At 39.0% G+C, this 22,503-nt stretch carries 17 protein-coding genes; 2 read left to right on the plus strand and 15 right to left on the minus strand.

The window, feature by feature from the left end:
* Positions 1 to 3: 3 nt before the first annotated feature.
* Positions 4 to 1,131 (plus strand): glutathionylspermidine synthase family protein, encoded by a 1,128-nt coding sequence (locus tag HNP36_RS12470; protein WP_184163899.1) that lies wholly within the window; start codon positions 4 to 6, stop codon positions 1,129 to 1,131.
* On the opposite strand, the gene HNP36_RS12475 is transcribed toward HNP36_RS12470, so the two are convergent.
* From HNP36_RS12475 to HNP36_RS12530, 12 genes are all read right to left on the minus strand, one after another.
* Positions 1,121 to 3,199 carry an LTA synthase family protein gene (locus tag HNP36_RS12475; protein WP_184163903.1) on the minus strand — a complete coding sequence of 693 codons (2,079 nt, stop codon included), beginning with the start codon at positions 3,197 to 3,199 and terminating at the stop codon, positions 1,121 to 1,123. The two genes, HNP36_RS12470 and HNP36_RS12475, sit on opposite strands and share 11 nt — an antisense overlap.
* A 228-nt stretch (positions 3,200 to 3,427) precedes the next feature.
* The gene (gene ribH / locus HNP36_RS12480) at positions 3,428 to 3,946 is read right to left on the minus strand and encodes a 6,7-dimethyl-8-ribityllumazine synthase (RefSeq protein WP_184163906.1); all 519 of its coding nucleotides are present in this window, start codon (positions 3,944 to 3,946) and stop codon (positions 3,428 to 3,430) included.
* Between the two features lie 3 nt (positions 3,947 to 3,949).
* A complete protein-coding gene (locus HNP36_RS12485) occupies positions 3,950 to 4,657 on the minus strand; it encodes a tetratricopeptide repeat protein (RefSeq protein WP_184163909.1) in 708 nt (235 codons plus the stop codon).
* Between the two features lie 216 nt (positions 4,658 to 4,873).
* Positions 4,874 to 5,410, minus strand: a complete 537-nt coding sequence (locus HNP36_RS12490; protein WP_184163912.1) for an adenine phosphoribosyltransferase — start codon at positions 5,408 to 5,410, stop codon at positions 4,874 to 4,876.
* Positions 5,410 to 6,609 (minus strand): hypothetical protein, encoded by a 1,200-nt coding sequence (locus HNP36_RS12495; RefSeq protein WP_184163915.1) that lies wholly within the window; start codon positions 6,607 to 6,609, stop codon positions 5,410 to 5,412. The genes HNP36_RS12490 and HNP36_RS12495 overlap by 1 nt, the downstream gene beginning before the upstream one ends.
* A 132-nt stretch (positions 6,610 to 6,741) precedes the next feature.
* Positions 6,742 to 7,761: a hypothetical protein gene (locus HNP36_RS12500; RefSeq protein ID WP_184163918.1), complete on the minus strand. Its 1,020-nt coding sequence runs from the start codon at positions 7,759 to 7,761 to the stop codon at positions 6,742 to 6,744.
* A 168-nt stretch (positions 7,762 to 7,929) separates the two neighbouring features.
* Complete coding sequence (locus HNP36_RS12505) at positions 7,930 to 9,261, minus strand: quinol:cytochrome C oxidoreductase (RefSeq protein WP_184163921.1); 1,332 nt, start codon at positions 9,259 to 9,261, stop codon at positions 7,930 to 7,932.
* Positions 9,262 to 9,269: 8 nt separating this feature from the next.
* Entirely contained in the window at positions 9,270 to 9,959 is a 690-nt protein-coding gene (locus HNP36_RS12510) for a c-type cytochrome (protein WP_184163924.1), read from the minus strand.
* A gap of 1 nt (position 9,960) precedes the next feature.
* A complete protein-coding gene (locus HNP36_RS12515) occupies positions 9,961 to 10,482 on the minus strand; it encodes a DUF3341 domain-containing protein (RefSeq protein ID WP_184163928.1) in 522 nt (173 codons plus the stop codon).
* Positions 10,469 to 11,866 carry an NrfD/PsrC family molybdoenzyme membrane anchor subunit gene (nrfD, locus tag HNP36_RS12520; protein WP_048501388.1) on the minus strand — a complete coding sequence of 466 codons (1,398 nt, stop codon included), beginning with the start codon at positions 11,864 to 11,866 and terminating at the stop codon, positions 10,469 to 10,471. Before nrfD ends, HNP36_RS12515 begins: the two co-directional genes overlap by 14 nt.
* 25 nt (positions 11,867 to 11,891) lie before the next feature.
* Positions 11,892 to 14,963 (minus strand): TAT-variant-translocated molybdopterin oxidoreductase, encoded by a 3,072-nt coding sequence (locus tag HNP36_RS12525; protein WP_184163931.1) that lies wholly within the window; start codon positions 14,961 to 14,963, stop codon positions 11,892 to 11,894.
* A 23-nt stretch (positions 14,964 to 14,986) separates the two neighbouring features.
* Positions 14,987 to 16,351, minus strand: coding sequence for a c-type cytochrome (locus tag HNP36_RS12530; protein ID WP_184163934.1), 1,365 nt, complete (start codon positions 16,349 to 16,351; stop codon positions 14,987 to 14,989).
* A 182-nt stretch (positions 16,352 to 16,533) separates the two neighbouring features.
* On the opposite strand from HNP36_RS12530, the gene HNP36_RS12535 reads away from it, so the two are divergent.
* Positions 16,534 to 17,082, plus strand: a complete 549-nt coding sequence (locus tag HNP36_RS12535; RefSeq protein WP_184163938.1) for an SPOR domain-containing protein — start codon at positions 16,534 to 16,536, stop codon at positions 17,080 to 17,082.
* Between the two features lie 50 nt (positions 17,083 to 17,132).
* Here the strand turns inward: HNP36_RS12535 and HNP36_RS12540 are convergent, their stop codons facing one another.
* The 3 genes from HNP36_RS12540 to HNP36_RS12550 form a co-directional block, all read right to left on the minus strand.
* Entirely contained in the window at positions 17,133 to 18,410 is a 1,278-nt protein-coding gene (locus HNP36_RS12540) for a DUF6080 domain-containing protein (protein ID WP_317168970.1), read from the minus strand.
* Positions 18,411 to 18,496: 86 nt separating this feature from the next.
* Positions 18,497 to 20,038: a protein adenylyltransferase SelO gene (locus HNP36_RS12545; protein ID WP_184163941.1), complete on the minus strand. Its 1,542-nt coding sequence runs from the start codon at positions 20,036 to 20,038 to the stop codon at positions 18,497 to 18,499.
* Between the two features lie 85 nt (positions 20,039 to 20,123).
* Complete coding sequence (locus tag HNP36_RS12550) at positions 20,124 to 22,502, minus strand: penicillin-binding protein 1A (RefSeq protein WP_184163944.1); 2,379 nt, start codon at positions 22,500 to 22,502, stop codon at positions 20,124 to 20,126.
* Position 22,503: the final 1 nt, after the last annotated feature.

A 22,503-nucleotide genomic window follows, 5' to 3' on the forward strand; every position in this document is an offset into this window, starting at 1 on the left:
AATATGGAAAGAATTCAGTCACAGTTCAGGAAAAACTGGCAGCATAAACTTGAAAATCTGGGCTTCGGATATCATTCTCTTGACGGGCTTTATTGGGATGAAAGCCATTATTACCAGTTCAGCACAGAAGAAATTGATAAGATAGAAAGCGCCACTGCAGAACTCTGGCAGATGTGCCTGGAAGCGGTAGATTATGTTATAGAGAAAAACCTTTGGGATAAGTTCAGTATTCCTGAATGGTTCCGCAATTACATCATCACAAGCTGGGAAGAAGATCATCCTTCTGTTTACGGAAGATTTGACTTTGGTTTTGACGGTAAGAATCTGAAATTACTGGAATTTAATGCCGATACCCCAACTTCGCTGTATGAAGGTTCAGTGATCCAGTGGTACTGGCTTCAGGAGATGTTTCCGCACAAAGATCAGTTTAATTCAATTCATGAAAAACTGTTGGGCTGTTGGAAGCATCTTAAAAACTATATGAACCCGCATCATATTTATTTTGCCTCCCTTACCAATATTGAAGATGTTACGAATGTGGAATATATGCGTGACTGTGCTTCCCAGGCGGGTTTTGATACGGAATTCATTCCTGTTCAGGATATCGGCTGGGCTGAAGATATCTCTGAATTCATTGCCGGTGACCGTTCCATTATGGAATATATTTTCAAGCTTTATCCTTATGAATGGATTCTTGCAGACGGTTTTGGAGAAAAGCTGGTGAAAAACGGTTTCAGATCGCAATGGATTGAACCTGCGTGGAAAATTTTACTTTCATCAAAAGCTATTCTTCCTGTTCTTTGGGAAATGTATCCCAACCATCCGTACCTTTTAGAATCTTATTTTGAACCGAAACATCTGAAGGATTTCGCTAAAAAACCAATTTATTCGAGAGAAGGAGCCAATGTAATCCTTCATAAAAATAATGTTCCGGTTGAAGAAAATGATGGAGTATACGGGAAAGAAGGCTTTATTTACCAGCAGTTATTTGATCTTCCCAATTTTAATGGCAATTATCCGGTAATTGGCAGCTGGGTAATAGGGCAGGAGCCTGCCGGCATTGGCATCAGGGAAAGTGTTCACCTCATCACCAATAACCAGAGCCGTTTTGTTCCGCACCTTATCGGTTAAGCTTCTTTTCTTTAAGCCAGAATGAAGTTGACTGATAAACTGAAATAACGTCGTTGACCAGTTTCTGCTCAGGATTCTTCACCTGTTTTTCATCATAATACAGCTTAAATTCAGGAGCGAGGCTGCTGGATTCTAACTGTAAAGAGTATTGCTTTACTTTTTTTACCGGAGAAATGATCGTTAAATATCCATTTTTTATCAGGCCAAGATCCTGGTAAGTTGCAATATAGGCTTTCGGCTGGAATTCTTTTTTGAAGACATCCTGACCGAGAAATTTAGACTGATAGCTGAAATTCAGCAGACCGAAAAGGGTCGGCATAACGTCTATTTGGGACATCAGCTTATCAAACTTCTGAGGTTCTATAAAACCTTCTGAGAAAATCATCGCTGGAATCCTATATTTATCCATAGGAAGTTCGGTTTTTCCTGCGCTGGATGCACAATGGTCGGCAATAATTACGAAGACCGTATTTTTATACCAGTCCTGCTTTTTAGCCATTGCAAAGAATTTTCTGAGTGAATAATCAGTATATTTTACGCCTCCGTCACGGGATTTTGCTGTTCCGGGAATGTCTATTCTTCCATCAGGATAGGTGAAAGGCCTGTGGTTGGAAACCGTCATCCAGTGATTGAAAAACGGCTTTCCTGATTTAGCCTCTGCATTCATGGTCTGAATTGCTTTCTTAGCCATATCTTCATCAGCAACGCCCCAAACATTGGCAAAGGTGATTTCTTCAGGTTTAAAGTTATTCCTGTCAACAATATCATAACCGTTTCCTGCGAAGAAGTCCTGCATATTATCAAAATAGCTGTATCCTCCGTACAGAAATTTTACATCATATCCTTTGGATTTGAATACGCTTCCGGTAGTGAATTTATTTTTATTGTCGTCCCTTTTAATGATACTTTCACCTGCGGTAGGAGGAATGCAGAGTGTAAGTGCTTCAAGCCCTCTCACAGTTCTGTTTCCGGTAGCATACAGATTGGTGAACATCATTGAACGGTCTGCCAGACTGTCAAGAAAAGGAGTGATCTTTTTAGTACCACCATAATGCTCCATGAAATCGGCAGATAAACTTTCAATAGAAATCAGAACTACATTTTTCTTAAGCTCCGGTTGCTCTGAAACCACATTTCTTGGCAGTGCCGGGTCTGAATATTGGCTCAAAAAATTCTTTTCAGCTTCCTGCTGGCTAATCTGAGGGTAAAATTTGAAATAATCCAGCTCATTGTGGGTAAAGGCCCAATAGAACTTCGGAAGGCCGTTGCTTTCAATTTCATCGGCAAAAACATTGTCTGACCTGACTTCCATCAATGAAGATACTCCTAAAAGGCTTAGGCTTACCAGAACAATAAAAGTTCCCAGCAATACCATTTTCTGTTTAAAATTCGGAAGATCCAGCAGTTCGTCTTTTGTCTTTTTATAGGTCAACCATGTAATGGCTAACGTAACGATAAGGATGGCAGAAAATAAAGGGATAACCGGATAACTTTCCATAATGTTTCCGATGACCTCATTGGTATATATCAGGTAATCTACAGCAATGAAATTATAGCGTACCCCGAACTCATTATAGAAAAAATATTCGCTTACAGCATTAAAGATAATAAGAAGAACATACAACAGCAATGTAATGAAGTATAATACATTGCGGATTTTGATCCTTTTTGAAGGAAGGAAAAGCATCAGTCCGAAGAGCAGGGTTTTGATTCCTACAAAAGCTAAGGCTATTTCGGAAACAGATCCTCCATACTGATTAAAAATATTATTCGGAATGAGTAAGATGTAAAGAAAAAACAAAACCAATGCTCCAAAAATAATATACCCGTAAGGCTTTTTATATTTAGAATCGGACAGAAATAAAAAATAAACAGCTAGTAATGTACTGGCTAGAGTGAAAACAAAAATATCGTTCAACAAGCCGATGGATAAAACCTTTACAACGTCAAAAAATCCAAAACTGGCCGTTGTGATAGGGTGGAATAAAAATATGATCCGTACAATGAACGAAATGATAAGGTAGAAGATCCCTAAATATAAGAAAGGTTTTATTTTATTCGGAAACATGCACGTTATGTATAAGTTAATTTTTCGCAAAGATAGTTGTTGTATACAACTTTTGGAGTAAAAAAATAAAAATATGATATTTCTTATAACTTTTTTGAATTATCCTTGAATAATTAACGTATTATGTAATGATATAAATTGGCGGGAAATGGGTTATGAAAGCCGGATCAATAAAAAAGGACTATTAAAAAAAATAGTCCCTGTATACTGTTAAGATGTATTAATTGGTTAAGAGTGCCCGAAACCGATACTTCCCTTTTTACCGGAAAGATTCTTTTTAAAATCAATCATTCTTAAGGCTGTTACGGCTGCTTCTACTCCTTTATTCCCCAAATCTCCGCCACTTCTGGCAATAGACTGTTCCTTATTGTCGTCTGTAAGTACGCAGAAAATAGTTGGAGTATCTGTTAGGATATTACAGTCTTTGATTCCCTGTGCTACTGCTGAGCAAACATAGTCAAAATGAGGGGTTTCGCCGCGGATCACACATCCTATAGCAATTACTGCATCATATTTCTTTTCTTTGCATAGCTGCATGCTGGCATAGTTCAGCTCAAAAGCCCCAGGAACAGGGAAAAGTTTAATGTTTTCTGGTTTTACGCCTTCTTTTTCAAGAATTTCCAATGCTGCATCACGAAGATTGTAAGTTACAAAATCATTCCACTCAGAAAAAACAATGCCGATAGAAAAATCTTCGGCATTGGTTATATGAAGTGGCTTGTAATCGGAAAGATTAACTGTTGCCATTTTTTAAAAATATTTAGTCATTTCAATATAAGAATCAGACATTCCGTTGTCGTAGTCCTGATATTTCTCGTCAATTGCAGAGAAGTATTTTTTAGCTTCTGCATTCTTTTTTAATCCTAATGCTACAATACCTGCTTTTCTTGTGAAATAGTAAGTTGTATAAGGATCATCGGAAGCTGTTGATGCTTTGTCTAATAAAGATAAAGCTTCGTCGTTTTGGTTAAGACCGGATTTCGCATCTGCCATAGCGCCATATTTCAGTGCCATCAACGTTTTATTGTCAGATGAAAACTTGTCTAAAAGATCATAAGCTTCCTGGAATTTTCCTTCTTTGAATTTTAGCAGTCCTGCATTGTAAGCCGCAAGCTCACCTACCTTCGTTCCGGAATACTCGTTATATGTTCCTAAAAAACCTGGGTTTGCTGCAGATTTTCCACCTAAAGCTTCTTTATCTTTACCTTCCGTCTGGTTTTTCTGAGCAGAAAGGAAGCCTTTTACAGCCTCAACGTTTTTAGGAGCTACTACAAACTGCTTGTAAGCAAAGAATCCTAAAACCCCTAAAACCAATACCCCGAATATAATACCCAATTGCTTTGAATATTTTTCAAGGAATCTTTCAGTGTTTAAAGCCTCTCTGTCAAGGTCTTTAAAGAACTCAACCGTTTCTTTACCTTCTTGCTCGTTCTGAGCATTCTTTCCCAATTTTGCCATAAATTCTTAAAAATTGAAATGCAAATTTAATTGTTTCTGAATGATTTACAAAATACTTTGAAGTATTATTGTGAAAATGTTGTGAATTGTTAAATGTTAGTGGTAAAAATGCTTCGGCTCCGCTCAGCATGATATCTCTAATACTATTATTTTACAGTTTTAAAGCAGGTATCGTGCTGAGCGGAGCCGAAGCATTTTTATATTATTCCGTTAGGATTAAAATTCTAAGATGTGATAGATTTCGGCATTGAATTTTTTCAGCTTTTCATCACCGTTTAATCCCTTCAATGCGGTTAAGAAACTGAACTGTGCTACCGTTGCTCCTTGTTTTTCCACAAGTTTGGCTGTAGCCTCTGTAGTTCCGCCAGTTGCCAGAAGATCATCATGGATCAGTATTCTTTGGCCTTTTTTAATCTGTCCTTCACGGGTTTCTATTTCTGCGCTTCCGTATTCAAGGTCATATTTTTCTGAAACAACCGGAGGCGGAAGTTTCCCTTTTTTACGAACCAGGATAAAAGGAACTTCCAGTGCTACTGCAATGGCAATTCCGAAGAGATAACCGCGGCTTTCAATCCCGCATACGGCATCTACTTTTCCTTTGCTGAAAGCTACAAGGTCTGCAATAACTTCCTCATAAAGTTTCGGGTCCAGGAAAATAGGTGAAATATCTTTAAACTGGATTCCCGGGATAGGAAAATCAGGAAAGTTTTCAATGGTTTCTTCCAGTTTTTTGATCAGTTCTTGTGAAGCCATTATGGGTTTATTTTATAGCTGGAAATTTTCCAGTCTCCATTTACATTTTTAAGTCCGAAAGTTACCTTTAAAGAAGTTGTTTTCCCGTTCTTATCCGTTACATCATAGGTTGCATTTACGCTTGCTCCGTTGGCTGTTGTACCATTGGTGGTAATGTTTTTTACGCTTACGTTTTTCACAGACCCAAAACCTGAAGTAGGATTGGAGAATGATTCATAGCTTCCCCAGTTAGGGTTACTTGAAGTGTCATATGCTGCTTTAAGATTTTGAGAGCTTACGCTGCTTAAAAATTTGCTTACCGTATTTTTAGGATCTGCTGCCGGTTGTTTTGGAGCGGCAGGCGTAGCGGTTGTTACATTTGGATCTGCAGGTGTGGTTGGTGTCGTTGCAGGGTTACTAGGATCAATTACTGCATTCGGATCCTGTGTTACGGTTGTAGAATCTGTTTTTGGTACAGCAGGAACTTTTAAAGCCGATGGGTTAACATCAAGCCCGATCTTGGACATTTTGAATGTTTTTGCTGTGGTTTTTACCGAAACGGTAATATCTATTTTGCCATCTACCACTTTTGCTGCCGGAATTGAAGAGAATTTTAAATTGAATCCTTTAAAATTATTATCCTGCATAAGGTTTTTGGCGGTTGAAAGTTTTACACCGTTACTGAATACTTCTAAAATAGCTTCTAAACCTGCTCCGGTAAATGAAACAGGGTTTCCTGCAGCATCCACAAGTCTTGGAATTACCTGGATTGCCGTAGGTGCTCCGGTTCCGTCATCGCCGGTAGGTCTGGTGATAATGCTCAGTGAACTTGCTTTTACATCATTGGCATCAGTTTCTTTCGCTTTATCGTCCCCGAAGATATTCATTTCTCCAAGAGAAGGCGGAGAGGTGCTGGCCCATTCAATTCCGTTTTTCTGGGCAACTCCGTCGGCCATTGTAAGGATTTCAGGAACTTTTTTCCCGTCAATGAGCTTTCCGAGAGCTTTAAGTTCTTCCACATCACCATCTGCCTCTACCCCGAATGTCTTCAGGATATAAAGCGCTTCATTGAATTTGATCTGTTTAATTGTTGAAAGGCTTGCCGTCATGTCATTAATGCTTGACTGCAGCGTTTTAGTATTCGTAGCATCTACATGATCTTTCTTGCATGCCGTAAAGAGCAACAGACTGAAAATAAGTAGAAAAGAAAACTTTTTCATTTTTATTTGGTTTGTTGCAAATTTAATAAAACCTTTATTAATAGTAAGTTTTTATTTTTCTTTTGTTCGTTTTTAAATTATTTTTCTGTTGTAAAGGAATAATGTTGAGTTTTTTTAGCCCTGATCCAAAACTTAGTTTTTGGTTTTGTTTTGCTGCTCTTGCAGGTCATCTTTGAAAAATGAGCTGAAGATGGTCTGCATATTCGGGAAAGAAGATTCCTGCCAGTATTGGGTTTTATAATTGCTGATATCTTTATCGAACTTCACGTTGTCTATATCATTGTCATTACTGAAGCTGAGTTCCGTAGGATAGAAATTATTGTAAAGGATAATCTGGTTGTAATGGGATTCGCTTTTATGTTTGAGCTTTACAAATGCGACTTCATTGTATTCAAGAAAATCTCTCAGTGTTTTTCCCGATCCTTTTTCAAAAGACATATTAAGGATTGTCCTGATATCAAAGAATCTGTATCCGAATAAAGAAAATTCTTTCTCCTGAAGAGCGGCCCCGGATACTTCAATCTGATCGTTACGGTCACCTTTTAGTTCTTTAATGGTATTTCTTTTAGTTTTGTATTCTTCGGGATTTCCTACGTTTTTCAGTTTGGGAAGCTGTAAAGAATTGCCATAATCCCATGTTGAGGTTTCTTTTTTTTCATTTTTAGAATCGAGTCTGAAAACCCTGTATTGCTCAACATTTGTACTTTTCAGCTTTTTGGTTTTATTGTCGAAAATATAGGTAACGATTCCGTCTGCGTAGCTGTTTAGTTTATTGTTTACAGTTACATATGCGTTAAAGTTGCCTTTGATAACAATATATTTTGCAGGCTTTGTATTCCTGATAACCACTGTTTCTATTTCCTTGACCTGATCGTTAAGTTTAATAACATCCTGATTAATTTCCGAATAGGAGAGGAGAGCTACAGGAAAGTTGTTGTAAACGATTTGAAATTTTTCCTGGGAAGGAGGTATTGCCTGTTTATCAATTTTGCCGTCAATATCAGAAAAAGCAAGAATACTTCCATCTTTTCCGAAGACTGAAACTTTAGGCAGAGGTCTATCCGTATGTTCTGAAATGAAAGTAATGGTTTGTGCCTGCATGAGGCTAAACAGAAAAATGAATAAGATGCAGATCTGAAAACTTCTTTTCATAATGATATTTTGTTTTGTCGGTTTTACGGAAATAATTGCACAATCTTTATTATGAAGACACACAAAATTTAAAATGGTTGCCTGAGGAGTTTAAAATATTCACTTATTTGCATAAAAAAAGACCGATCATATGATCAGTCTTTTTTATTTTATCTCTGTTACAAGTCCTTAGAAAGGATACTCATAAATTTCAGATTCATGTAAGAATGGGTTACCTGTAGGAATCAGTTTTAATTTAGATAAAGCTGTTAATACAGTGAACATAAATAATCCTACAACAAACAGAACAGCTCCAAGGATTAAGATGAATACTTCAGGAGTTTTCCAGTAAGGTCCTACCGTTCCAGGCATTACCATGTTGAAGTAGTCTAAAAGGTGACCTAGGATAACTACTACAGCCATTGTTGTTACTACTTTGTAGTTTCTCTTGATGCTGCTGCTTACTAATACCAATAGAGGTAATAAGAAGTTAATGATCAGCATTGGTAAGAATGTAGGGCTATAGTGCTGGAATCTTCCGAAGAAGTAGTTTACCTCTTCCGGAACGTTTGCATACCAGTAAAGCATGAACTGAGCAAACCATGTATACGTCCAAAGCATACTTGTAGCGAAAAGGAATACTCCTAAATCGTGTAAGTGGTTGTCATTGAACTGAGGCAAGAACCCGTTTTTCTTCAGGTAAACACTTAGAAGAATAATCACGGCAATACCACTTGAAAGGCAGCTAACCATTGAATACCAGATATACATTGTAGAATACCAGTGAGGGTCAATAGACATTAACCAGTCCCAAGCCCATGCAGCAGAAGCAAATCCGAAGAATGCAATATATCCTACCGCCCATCTGTAAAGCATCTGATAATCTACTTTAGATTTAGTTTCGTCTACCAATTTAGACTGAGCTTTCAGTTTCCACGCAAAGAAAGAAGCTCCTAATACATAGATGAAAGTTCTGATAGCATAGAAAGGGATGTTCAGGAATCTTTTCTTTTCGAATAGGATTACATCGAAATGAGCAGAGTTAGGGTCTGTCAGATCCGGATCCATCCAATGGAAAAGGTGTCCCTGGTGGAAGATATTCAGTAGCATTAAAATGATCAAAATAGCTCCTCCGTATGGAATATAAGAAGCAATAGCTTCCATTACTCTTGTAATAATAATTGGCCAACCTGCATGTGCAGCGTGCTGTATAGAATAAAAGAACAATACGCAGCAGCTAACTCCGAAGAAAAATACCGCTACAAAATGTATTGCCGCCAAAGGCTGGTTATGAACCTGTAGGGTTGCATGCTCCAGGTGAGCCGTGTGATCCTGGGGTCCTACCATTTCACTTGAATGGGTAGGTGCAGTATGACCGGAAGCATGAACGGCTTCCATCATGTGCTCTATTTTCTCAGTAGAAATTCCTTTATTCATAAAGAAACCGATAGCAAATAGAACTAAACCTACAACAAGAAGGATTAAAGAAGTTGATTTTAATTTTGGTGAAAAACTATACATTTCTTTTCTTATTTTTTAGTTTCAGTAGTAGTTTCTGGTTTTGCTTCAGTTGTAGCTGCCGCCACTGCTGGTGCTGCCGCTGCTTTTTTGAAAGCACTCATCACATACATTGCAACTCTCCATCTGTCTCCAGCGTTAAGTTGTCCCGCATAAGATCCCATTGCATTTCTACCGTTAGTTAATACATAATGAACAGATCCTACAGTAATTTCTCTGTCAGCATAGTTTGGTACACCGGAGAAAGCTCCTGTCTGAACAATTGGTCCCTGTCCATCTCCCCCTACACCGTGACAAGCAGCACAGGTTTTATCGAATAACATTTTTCCTCTTTCAATATCTTTAGCTGCATTAGCCGGATTTAAAGGGGAAGCTGTAATGCCTTTTGATGCATCGTAACCAGCGTTATATTCATCTACATTTTTAGGAAGTAGGCTTTCTTCGAAGATTCCGTCTTTATTTTGAGGAACTGATCCTTCTACGGGAGTAAGACCTGTTGCAAAACTATTTTTAACGAAAGCAGGGATTTCATTTTCATGATCTGAGTACGCATCCTGAGCTTTCATCAACGGATCATAAGCTACGGGAAAGTACATATCAGGAAAATATACTAATGGTGTATTTTCTTTTGGTCCGCAAGAATTAAGTAAAACCGTTGTTAAACCTAAAACAGCTGTAATTTTTAGTACATTCTTTTTCATTTTAAGCGTCTTTAACAGTTATTTCTTCAACTCCGGTTTCAATCAGCAACTGTTTTACAGACTCTACGTCATCAGTTACAAATTCCATCATGAATTTATCATCAGTAGTTCTAGGGTCCGGATTCTGAGCTGGAGCTCCCGGATACATTTTATTTCTTACCAAGAAAGTTAATGACATCATGTGAGCGGCACAGAATACCATCAATTCGAACATGGGAACTACGAATGCAGGCATGTTGTGTGCCCAGTCAAATGCAGGTTTACCACCAATGTTCTGAGGCCAGTCGTGATTCATCACATACCATGTTACAGTAGCACCAATGGTAACTCCATAAAGAGCATAGAAGAATGCGGCATCAGAAATTCTGGTTTTCTTTAACCCTAAAGCTTTATCAAGTCCGTGAACCGGGAATGGAGTATAAACTTCGTTTATAGCGATCCCTTTATCGTTGAATGCTTTAACGCCGTTCATTAAATCGTCGTCGTCAGCATAAAGTCCGTATACAATTTTAGTGGTGCTCATCTCCTTCTTTTGCTTTATAAGTTTCACCTGAAATTTTCAGAATCGATTTTAATTCAGCCTGTGCAATTACAGGGAATGTTCTTGCGTATAATAAGAATAATACAGAGAAGAATCCGATTGTTCCTAAGTATACACCCACATCAATGATGGTTGGTTTAAACATAGTCCAAGATCCAGGTAAGTAATCTCTTGAAAGGTTGATAACGATGATATCGAAACGCTCAAACCACATACCGATGTTGATGATCAATGCAACGATGAAAGTCCAGATAATATTCGTTCTTAGTCTCTTGAACCAGAATGAAGCAGGAATAACAAGGTTACAGATAATCAGTGACCAGAATGCCCACCAGTAAGGTCCTACAGCAGCACCCGGAGAAAGATATGTAAAGTCTTCAAATCTTGAACCGGAGTACCATCCGATGAAGTATTCAGTAGCATAAGCTACAGTTACCATACCACCTGTAAGGATGATTACAATGTTCATAATTTCAATATGATACATGGTGATGTATTCTTCAAGGTGACAAACTTTTCTTGCTACAAGCAATAGGGTCTGTACCATTGCGAATCCAGAGAAGATCGCACCGGCAACGAAGTAAGGAGGGTAGATTGTAGAGTGCCATCCTTTAATAACCGAAGTTGCGAAGTCAAAAGATACCGTAGTGTGTACCGAGAATACAAGTGGTGTTGCCAAACCTGCAAGAACCAAAGAAAGTTCTTCGAATCTCTGCCAGTGTTTTGCTTTTCCACCCCATCCGAATGCAAGGAATGTATAAATTTTTCTCGTCCAAGGCGTTTTAGCTCTGTCTCTGATCATTGCAAAGTCAGGGATTAGTCCCATGAACCAGAATACTGTTGATACTGAGAAATACGTAGAGATTGCAAATACGTCCCAAAGTAGAGGAGAGTTGAAGTTCCCCCAAAGAGAACCGAACTGGTTTGGAAGAGGGAATACCCAATATCCTACCCAAACTCTACCCATGTGGATTACAGGGAAGATTGCTGCCTGTACAACCGCAAAGATCGTCATCGCCTCTGCAGATCTGTTTACAGACATTCTCCAACGCTGTCTAAATAATAATAATACTGCGGAGATTAGGGTCCCGGCGTGACCGATACCTACCCACCATACGAAGTTGGTAATATCCCAACCCCAGTTAATAGTTCTGTTAAGCCCCCATGCTCCAATACCTGTTCCGATAGTATAAGCGATACAGCCAAATCCGTAGATGAATAGAACTAAGGCTGCGTATAGTGAAATCCACCATAATTTACCTGCTCTTTCTTCGATAGGTCGTGCAATATCTTCTGTGATATCGTGATAAGTTTTGTGACCAATAATTAGAGGTTCCCTTATCGGAGCTTCGTAATGTCCTGACATTTTTTACCTATTTATTATTTAAACTTTATTTTTCTACTCTGTTTCTTACTTTAGTGTGATAGAACACGTTTGGTTTTGTTCCGATCTCTTCAAGTAAATAATATCTTCTGTTGCTGGAGTATAGTTCTCTCACTTCAGATTCTTTGTCATTCATGTCTCCGAATGTCATTGCTCCGGTAGAACAGGCAGCAGCACAGGCACAAGAGTTCTTGAACTCGTTATCTGTTACTTTTCTGTTCTCTCTCTTAGCTGCTAAAATAGTAGCCTGAGTTTCCTGGATACACATTGAACATTTCTCCATAACCCCTCTGGTTCTTACAACTACGTCAGGGTTAAGTACCATTCTTCCTAAATCATTGTTCATGTTGAAATCGAACTTATCATTCAGGTTATAAGTAAACCAGTTGAAACGTCTTACCTTGTACGGACAGTTGTTTGCACAGTATCTTGTCCCGATACATCTGTTGTAAGCCATGTGGTTCTGACCTTGTTTACCGTGTGAAGTAGCCGCTACAGGACATACAGTTTCACATGGAGCGTGGTTACAGTGCTGGCACATTACCGGCTGGAAGATTACGTCCGGATTGTCTGCTGGGTGGTTTAATGCACCTCCGTCTCCGAATGCAGTACCGTATAATTCTGGTACAGCCATTCCTTCTTTTAATCCTTCGTATACTTCTACTTTCTGTCTTGAAGAATAGTAACGGTCAATTCTTAACCAATACATATCTCTGGACATTCTGATTTCTTGTTTACCTACAACCGGAACGTTGTTTTCTGCCTGGCAGGCAATGATACAAGCCCCACAACCTGTACAAGAGTTCAAGTCGATTGAAAGGTTGAAGTGTGGTCCGTCCGTATCATCGAAAGCGTCCCAAAGGTCGATCTTTCTTGCAGGAAGGGCTCCACTGATGGTGTGATATTCCAAAGGCTTGTTCCATCCTTTGTGCTCATCATCAAATGCAACGTTTAAGAATTCTGCCAAAGGAACTTCTTTAGCGATTTCATAACGTCCCATTAGTGTATTTTGTAGCTGAATACCTGCGAATTCGTGATCTTCTCCTGTTTTTTCAATTTTAGCTCCTGAAACAGTTAAGTTGGAACCGTCAAACAGCGGATAAGCATTTACTCCGGTATCAGCAGTAGCTCCTGAATCTTTTTTACCGTATCCAAGCGCAAGACCTACAGATCCTTCTGCCTGTCCCGGCTGGATGAATACAGGAACATCTTTTATTGTTACTCCGTTTACAGTAAGGTTTACAATAGAACCATCCAGCTGCATTCTTGCGTTAAGATCGTTATCGATTGCAAACTTCTCTGCGTCTTTTGGAGAAATTGTCAGATAGTTATCCCAAGACATTCTTGTGATAGGGTCCGGTAATTCCTGAAGCCAAGGATTGTTAGCCTGAGTACCGTCACCCATTGAAGGCTTGGTGTATAATACCAGCTCCAGTTCAGAAGGTTTGAAGCTTCCTAATTCAGCAACAGCCTGAGCTGCATTACCTCCAGCATATGCCAATGAAGTTGCATTGCTTGAAGTAGTGAATCCGTTATATAGAGCTTTGTTGAAAGAAGTACCTCCTAAGACAGAAGCTGCACTTGCTTTCAGATAGTCATAATAATTGTTGGCAGCATTGTTTTTTCCGTTCTTCCAAACCAATAGGGATTCTTCAATCTGTCTTGATTTGTAGATTTTCTGGATCGTAGGCTGCATTAATGAATATACTCCAGTCTGAGGTTCAATATCACCCCAGGATTCTAGCCAGTTAGCAACTGGAATTACAGCATGTGCTGCTTTGTACATTTCATTTTTCTTGTCAGCAACAGCAACTACACATTTAACTTTTTTAGATGCCAGTGCCTTTTTGAAATCTTCTCCTTTTGGATGAGAGTAGATAGGATCTACGTTATTTGCGATCAATACGCCAACCTGACCTGCATTTACCCATCCTAAGAATTCCTGGTATCTTGCTTTATCAAATTCTTTAAGGAAGTTTGCTTTACCTGTGAAAGCAACTGAACCTAATTTTTGGTTGATTAAGTGTGCTAAAACCTGTGCTCCTTTAGAACCGTCAGCTAAAACAACAGCTTTGCTGCCTTTTGCTTTAAGTTCGGCTGCAATTTCAGAAGCAGTTTTATCTGAAGTACCACCACCTACGATGGCGTTGTAAACTTCAACTAAAGTTTTGTTTACTGCACTTGGTTTTAATCTGTATCTTGAGTCGGCATTAGCACCTGTTAATGACATGTTTGATTCCACCTGAATGTGTCTCAACATGCTTGCTCCAGGCTTTCTTGCTGCTGCATAAGAAGTTTCTAAGCTTGCTGCATTGTAATCTCCTAAGAAATCAGCCTGGAAAGAAACTACCAATTCTGAACCTTTAAGATCATAAACCGGTAATGCTCTCTGCCCAAATACTTCCTGAGCTGCATCTAACGCTGCAGAGTGAGGATAGGCGTCATATGTTACAAGTTCAGCAGTCGGATATTTAGCTTTGAACTCTGCAAATAACTTTTTGAAAGTAGGGGAAGGTAAAGAATGTGATAAAAGCACAATCTTTTTACCTGCTGTATTTGCATCTGCCAGACCGTTAAGAATAAAACTATCTACTTTGTCGAAAGTTTCGTCTTTTCCGTCCAGTTTAGGCTGCTTTACTTTATCATTGTCATAAAGAGAAAGTACACTTGCCTGAGCTCTTGCGTTAGTTTTTCCTAAATCACCTGCTGCCGGGTTCGGATCTATTTTGATAGGTCTTCCTTCACGGGTCTTTACTAAAACGCTTGCGAAGTCGAATCCGTCAAAATATGTTGAAGCGTAATAATTCGGAACCCCCGGAATAATGTCATGCGGTTTTACCACATAAGGAATCGTTTTGATTACCGGTGCTTCACAGGCAGCTAATGTTACTGCTGCTGTAGAGAATCCTAATAGTTTTAGGAAATCTCTTCTTGAAGTACTGGATTCGTTCTGTTCAGCATCTCCAAGGAAATCTTCTACCGGAATTTCTTCCTGAAACTCTTTCTGAGCCAGCTTATTGTTCAAAGCCGGATCTTTAAGTTCATGAATACTTCTAAATTGTATTTTGTTTGAAGCCATTTATACTTCTAATTTTTTAGTTATTAATAATGACATTTACCACACTCAAGACCTCCAATTGCATCTACAGTGATCTTACCGCCATCCTGAGGATATTGTTTTTTCAACTTGTCATGTAGATTCTTGAAGTATTCTTTATTATAACCGTTGTTCATATCAACCTCAGTAGTTCTGTGGCACTCGATACACCATCCCATAGTGAAGTCATTAGCCATCTGAACAACATTCATTGTATCAATTTTTCCGTGACAAGCTTTACATACAACATCAATTTTGTTGTTAGGATTCTTTTTGTTGAAAGAATTGATGATTGCCTGCTCACCTGCTACTACGTGCTGAGAGTGGTTGAAGTACACGAAGTCCGGCATATTGTGGATTCTGGTCCATTCAACAGGCTGTGTTTTTCCAGTGTACTGCTGTTTTGCAGGATCCCAGCCTGTAGCAGCATAGATCTTCTGGATTTCACCGTCGTAGAATGCTTTATCTTTTCCTGGCTCCATGTAGTGGTCTGCATTGTACTCAGAAATGGTTCTGTGACAGTTCATACAAACATTCATTGATGGAATTTCAGATACTTTTCCGTATTTGGCACTGGAGTGACATAACTGACAGTCAATTTTCTGCTCTCCAGCGTGAATTTTGTGTGAGAAGTAGATTGGTTGTTCCGGCTTATATCCTTTGTAAACCCCGATCCACATGATCCAGTTCCAAACTCCATAAGTTGCCAGAAGGGCAAGAACAGCCAATAGTCCTTTACCTACGTAATGGTATTTCTCGTAAATTTCACTGAAAGATTTAACTCTTGTTTCGTTTAGTCCGGCTAAGTCTTCAGACTGGCCTAATTTAACCAATTGTCTCAGTTTAATTAAGATCCAAACTAATAAACCTGCGATAGCAATAAGTGAAATAATTACAACGCTAGTTGTTGTGTTGTTTGCCGGTGCTGCTGATGTTGCTCCTGCTCCTGCAGCTGCTTTGTCATCAGTTTTTGCTGGCTCGGGAGCCGGAGGATTAGTGGTAAAAGCTAAAATGTCATCAATATCCTTGTCTGTAAGATTCGGAAACTGTAGCATTTCAGTTTTATTGAACTTCTCAAAAATCTCATTGGCGTATTTGTCCCCAGAAGCTCTTAGAGCTTTGTTGTCTTTGATCCACTTGTGAAGCCAATCTTTGTCTACTCCGCCTTCTGTCTTTACTCGTTCTACAACCCCTTTCAAAGGAGGTCCTATTACTTGTTTGTCCAGCGCGTGGCATGCAGTACAATTCGCTTTGAAAAGTTTTTCGCCGTTTTTAGGATCGCCGTCTTGCCCGTAAATTGAAGCACTGGTTGATAGCAATAAGCCTATCGCGATCAACGTTTGTTTATAATGCTTTCTCCAACTAATCATTTAAATTATCTTATGTTAGTAAAATATTGAACCAATCAATTCCGCAAAAATAATATTTTTAACAGGAATTTAACGGTATATGGAAAAGGGAAAATATCATTTAAGTTTAATTTGTATTGATTCTAAATAGTGTTGTTTGGTATAATTTTTTAATTTGTATAAATTTGCGGAAACAAGTTTAAATGAGAAATTTAATCAAAATATTTTCAATATTATCTTTATTTGGGTTTTATAGTGTTGAGGCCCAGCAGGTTGTTAAGAAGGATACTTTATCCGGAACGGAGTTGGTAATGACCATGGACCCCAAAGTAAGTGCTGCTTTGGAGGGAATCGAAGGTAAATGTTCCAGAACAACTGCGAATAATCCTGTAAGAGACAATAATACAGACAGCGGAATTGTTAGTGCTCCCAGGCCACCGAAGATTTATGTTCCGAGCAGAGAGCTTACCAATGCAGAGATCTGCCGTAAGAATCCAAGAATTTTAGGGTTTAAGATTCAGATTACAACGGTGAAAAGTAATGAGGAGGCTAATGAGGTGAAAGCTTATTTCAGAAAAAGGTTCCCTAACCTGAAAGTGGAAACGGATGCTTCTTTAAGACCTAATTACAAAATTTTGGCAGGAAGTTATTTTACAAAACAAAGTGCGGCTGCAGATTTATCAAGAATCAGAGAATATTTTAAATCAGCAATTGCTGTACAGTATAGAATTTTCTGTTCTGAAGCAAAGTAACATCATAACAGGGCATTAAAGTAAAAAGCTGAGAATTTTCTCAGCTTTTTTTATTGGTAGTAAGTTTCTAAGAACCGGAAGAAATCTGACATTCTGAAAAGGTTGTTGGTAAGCAGGAAAACAAATAATATGCCTGTTATAACCATCAGAATTGAGGTAATTACCGGTTTTGATCTGTACGCATAAAACAGCCACCCTAAAAGCAGCGGGTAGACAAAAACAAAATGCCCTCCGTAGATGTATGAAGTGTGAAGTCCGAATCTCATAATACAGTGTATCACAATGTCAATAAAGAATGAAATGGCAATAACCTGAACAAATTTATTTTTGAAATTCTTAATATAACTCCACAAAATAAGTGTTAATAATATTGCCACAAATGCATAGCAAAACGGGGATGAATAAGGCTCCATTAAAAGACCTTTGAAATGAAAACCTTTCATATTATGCTTATCCGCAGCCATAAAACTCGGGAATAAAATACTGCCTCCAAAAAAATAGGAAAGCATCATGTCCCAGTTAGGAATTGATTCTACATTGGAGAATCTTTCGTACTGCTGGTTGGTTTTTGAGAGTATATTTTCATACTTAAAATCAATCCGAAGCAGATAAAGAAATATAAAGCATGCTATGGCCAGTATCACACGGAAAGCTGCGTTTCCAAACTTTTTCCAGCTTCTGAATAGTCCTTTTTCAAATAACAGGGGAATAAAAACTTTGGCCAGATTGGTAATGGTAATACCGCCAATTGTAATTCCGGCAAGGGTAAGGGCAGATCCGGGTATTTTCTCATCTTTTCTGAGTTTTACAGCTGCATAATAATTGTAGATGCTGAGTAAAAGAAGGGTATAGGTGAAGTTTTCCGGAGTGAAAGACAGGAGAATTGCTGTTGAAAAGAATCCGAAAAACAAAACAAGCAGTAAACTAATCTTTAAAGGCAGTCTGATGATGTTCTTCAGATATTTGAAAATCTGCACAATACATAAACTTATTGCAATATTACTAAGCCATGCCAGGGTAAGCCGGAATGTGGCATCCATTTTTCCTCCTGAAACGAAAAGGGAAAATTCTCTGATCCAATTAAAGAAATAGTAAGCCAACGGATGTCTTTCGAAGCTTCCGCCGGTCATTACAATTGCTTTGTTGTCGAAACTGAAATAAGCATCCCAGGGAATCCTGCTGTCAAAAATAATGCGATAATGAAGAGCAATGTAGGTTCCTAATGTTCCATAGCAGAAGAGAAAGAGCATAAAAACTACCAGTTCTGTATATGAAGATGGAAATACCTGTTTTAAGAGGGTAATGATTTTTTTTCTGATCAAAGACACGTGTTAATTTTTTACAAAAATAGAATAAAAAAACTCATCGGATCTGATGAGTTTAAAGATTATGATTCTGTAATTATTATTTGACACTAAGAACTGCAGGATAATGTGGAACAGCCGGCAGTATCATCATAGATGTCCGGTCTTTTTGCTGAAAACTCAGGGTAGAGTTCTTCGTAAGGATTTTCTAAAGCATGAGTGAGTTTTTCCAGCATTCCGTTTTTTCCGGTATTTATTTCCTCAATGCATTGATAAAGGAGATAATTTCTCAGTGTGAATTTCGGATTCGAATGTTTCATAAGGGATAAAGATTCTTCTTTTGAAATGGTGTTGGATGATAATCTTTCTTCATATTTCTTTATAAAATCTTCCAGCTTTCCCGTTTTTTCATCATCCAGAGCGGAATAGGAAATGTTTTCGAACAGAGCTTTGATATCACTGGCTAGGTTTAACTTTTCCAGCTGATTGAAAAATAAGGTGTAATCCAGGTGAAGTTCCTGCATCAGGCCCTGCCAGCTAATGAAGAATTCCTCATCAGTTTCTCTAAGTTCATCGAATCCGAATTTTCTGCAGAGCATTTTATCGTGGGCTTCCCAGAAATAAGTTCCGTAATGATTCAGAGTATCTTCTAAGAATTTTTCGTCTTTAATTAACGGATGAAGGGCGTTGGCAAGCTGCCAGAGATTCCATTGTGAGATCTGGCCCTGTTTTCCAAAGGCATACCTTCTTCCCGGAAGATCAGTGGTATTCGGGGTGAAATTCAGGTCATATTCGTCCATCATCGAATAGGGTCCATAATCTATGGTTAAGCCTAAAACGGACATATTATCGGTATTCATAACCCCATGAACAAATCCTACCCTAAACCATTCGGTCATGAGGTCTGCTGTTCTGGTGCATATGTTTTCAAAGAAATCTTTGTATTTCTGAATGCCGTCTGAAATAATTTCCGGATAGTAATTGTCAATGGTAAAATCAACAAGATTCTGAAGGGTTTTGTATTCTCCCTGGGCAGATAGCAGCTCAAAATGCCCGAAGCGCAGGAAACTTTCAGCGGTTCTGATGACTACAGCACCTTTTTCCAGCTGTGGATTTCCGTTGTACATGATATCTCTTACCACATCTTCACCGGTAAAAGCAAGGCTTAAAGCTCTGGTGGTAGGAACTCCGAGGTGATACATGGCTTCACTCATCAGGTATTCGCGCACTGATGACCTCAATACGGCTCTTCCGTCTGCATGTCTTGAATATGGTGTTGCACCGGCGCCTTTCCATTGGATTTCTGTTTTTTTTCCATCTCTGCTTGTGATTTCCCCGGCAAGAATAGCTCTTCCGTCTCCAAGCTGTCCGGCCCAGTTTCCAAACTGGTGACCGGCATAGGCTGTTGCGTAGGTTTTTATATTTTCAGGAAGGTTGTTTCCTACGAGAAAGTTAAGGTCTTTTGCTTCATATTTTCCCAATCCGATCTCCTGGGACAGGCTCTCGTTAAAAGCAATCAGCTTTGGACTGTCAAAACCTGCCGGTTCTATCGTTGCAAATAAAACTTTGGGTGTGTTTCTCTGCATCGGGTTACCGGAATAATCTCCCGGAAATATATCGGTAAAAGGTTGTCTGATCTGTTCAATATTCATAGGCCAAAGGTATTAATTAAACGGGTCATTATAAAAAAAGACCTTCCAAATTATTGAAAGGTCTTGTGTATTTCTAAAAGAGAATTTATTTATTGAAATCTACCTCATCATTAGAATGAAGATTTTCATTAACGTTTTCTTCTTTTTTCTCTGTATTGTTTTTAGGTGTTGGTTCTACCGGTCTTGGATTTTTGATCTCATCGATAGTCTGAAGCCCGCCATCATCTCCATATCCTTCACCCAGGCCTTTCAGGTTCGAGCATCCGTCTTTCCAGTCTGATGGTCTGACGAACTTATCGTCAGGAGTAATTCCCAGAGATTTGTCCGCCCATACTTTCTTCATGAAGATAGCCCAGATCGGCAATGCCATTTTCGCACCCTGACCTTCACCGGTTCCGAAGAAGTGGGTTGCTCTGTCTTCCCATCCTACCCAGGCTCCTGTTGCCAGTTTTGGAGTAATTCCCATGAACCAACCGTCTGAGTTGTTCTGTGTGGTACCTGTTTTACCTGCAATTTCCACTGCTTTTGAAATTCCTTTTCTTCCCAGTTCTCCTGATGCGGTACCGAATTGTGCAACCCCTTTCATCAGTTCAATCATAGTGTAGGCGTACATCGGGTTCATTACTTCTTTTGGCTCTACATTTACTTCTTTGATCACTCTTCCGTTGGCGTCTTCAATCCTCCAGATCATTTCCGGTTTATTGTAGTTTCCATAGTTGGCGAAAGTACTGTAGGCTCCAAGCATTTCATAAATGGTAATGTCTGATGAACCTAAGGCAATGGTATTGTTTCTAGGAATGTCTTCTGTAACTCCTAAGTCTCTTGCAGTCTGGATAACGGCATCTACACCTGTCATTTCAATAAGACGTGCGGCTACCGGGTTTTGGGAGTGGGCTAATGCATCTTTTAAAGTCAGCATTCCTCCTCTTCCCGGAACATGCCATCCTTTATGGTCATAAGTTCCGTTAGAAACTGCAGAACAAGGGGTCATGCCAAGTTTCATAATAGCAGTAGCGTATACGAAAGGCTTGAAGGTAGATCCTACCTGTCTTTTACCCTGTTTGATGTGGTCATACTGGAAGTGCTGCCAGTCTATACCTCCTACCCATGCTTTGATCTCGCCACTTCCCGGAACCATAGACATTAGGCCTGCCTGTGCAATTTGCTTGTGATATCTGATGGAATCCCACGGTGACATTTCAACTTCTTCTTCGCCAGCCCATGTAAAACGGGAGGTTTTGATTGGCTTATGGAATTCCAGTAAAATAGAATCTTCGGAAACTCCGGCAGCCTTCAGTTGTTTGTAACGGCCGGTTCTCTTCATTGCCTGGGTCATTACGCTGTTTACCTGCTTATCCGTCAGATAGTAGAAAGGTCTGTTTTTTCTGCCTCTCTGCTCGGCATCAAATCTTTTTTGAAGGTCTGTTAAGTGTTCCTTGATAGCTTCTTCCGCATATTTCTGCATTTTTGAATCAAGGGTTACATATATTTTTAAACCGTCTTTGTATAGATTAAGTTTCTTGCCGGTCTCTTTTTCATAACCTTCAAGATATTTATCGATCTCCTTTCTTAGATAGAATTTATAATAGGCAGAGTAGTCATCATTAATATTCTTGATTGGATGATAATCTACTTGAACAGGAGTATTGATTGCTTTGTCATAGGTTGCCTGATCCAGGTAACCTGTTTCAAACATCTGTTGTAAAACAACATCTCTTCTTCGTTTTGCACGTTCCGGATTTCTCATCGGGTTGTTGGCAATCGGAGCTTCCAGCATAGCTACAAAAACTGCTGCTTCCGGAAGGGTAAGTTCGGAGGTTGTTTTATTGAAATAAATCTTGGAGGCCATTTCAATACCGTTCGCATTGTATGTAAAGTCGAACTTATTGAAATATAGCGTAATAATTTCTTCTTTGGTGTATCGCTTTTCCAGGCTTACCGCAACAGACCATTCTTTTAGTTTTTGAATAACCCTTTTGATTGGGTTTTTAGATGGTTCCTTGGTAAATAGCAGTTTAGCCAGCTGTTGGGTGATTGTGGAACCTCCACCTCTGTCTCCGCCGTATCGTACGGCTCTCAGAATGGACTTTAAATCAATCCCTGAATGTTCTTTAAAACGCTCATCTTCTTTTGCCTGTAAAGCATATATAAGATATGGAGGTAACTGTTTATAGGTAATTGGCTGTGTTTTTTCTTTCTCAAATTTCCCCAGTAAAACACCGTCCGATGAAATGATTTCAGAAGCTACATAGATATCAGGGTTTTCCAGTTCCTTTACATCCGGCATTTCTCCAAGAAATCCCTGGGAAACAGCAAAGAAAAGTCCGGAAATACCTAAAACTACCGCAATGAGGCCGATCCAAATGAATCTAACCCATTTTTTCCAGGAGGTATCTTTCTTTTTTTTGGGAGGAAGGGGGAAGGTTTTTCCCTTGTTTCCTGCATTTTGTCTGTTGTCTTCCATT

Source organism: Chryseobacterium shigense, assembly GCF_014207845.1.
Taxonomy (GTDB): Bacteria; Bacteroidota; Bacteroidia; order Flavobacteriales; family Weeksellaceae; genus Chryseobacterium; species Chryseobacterium shigense_A.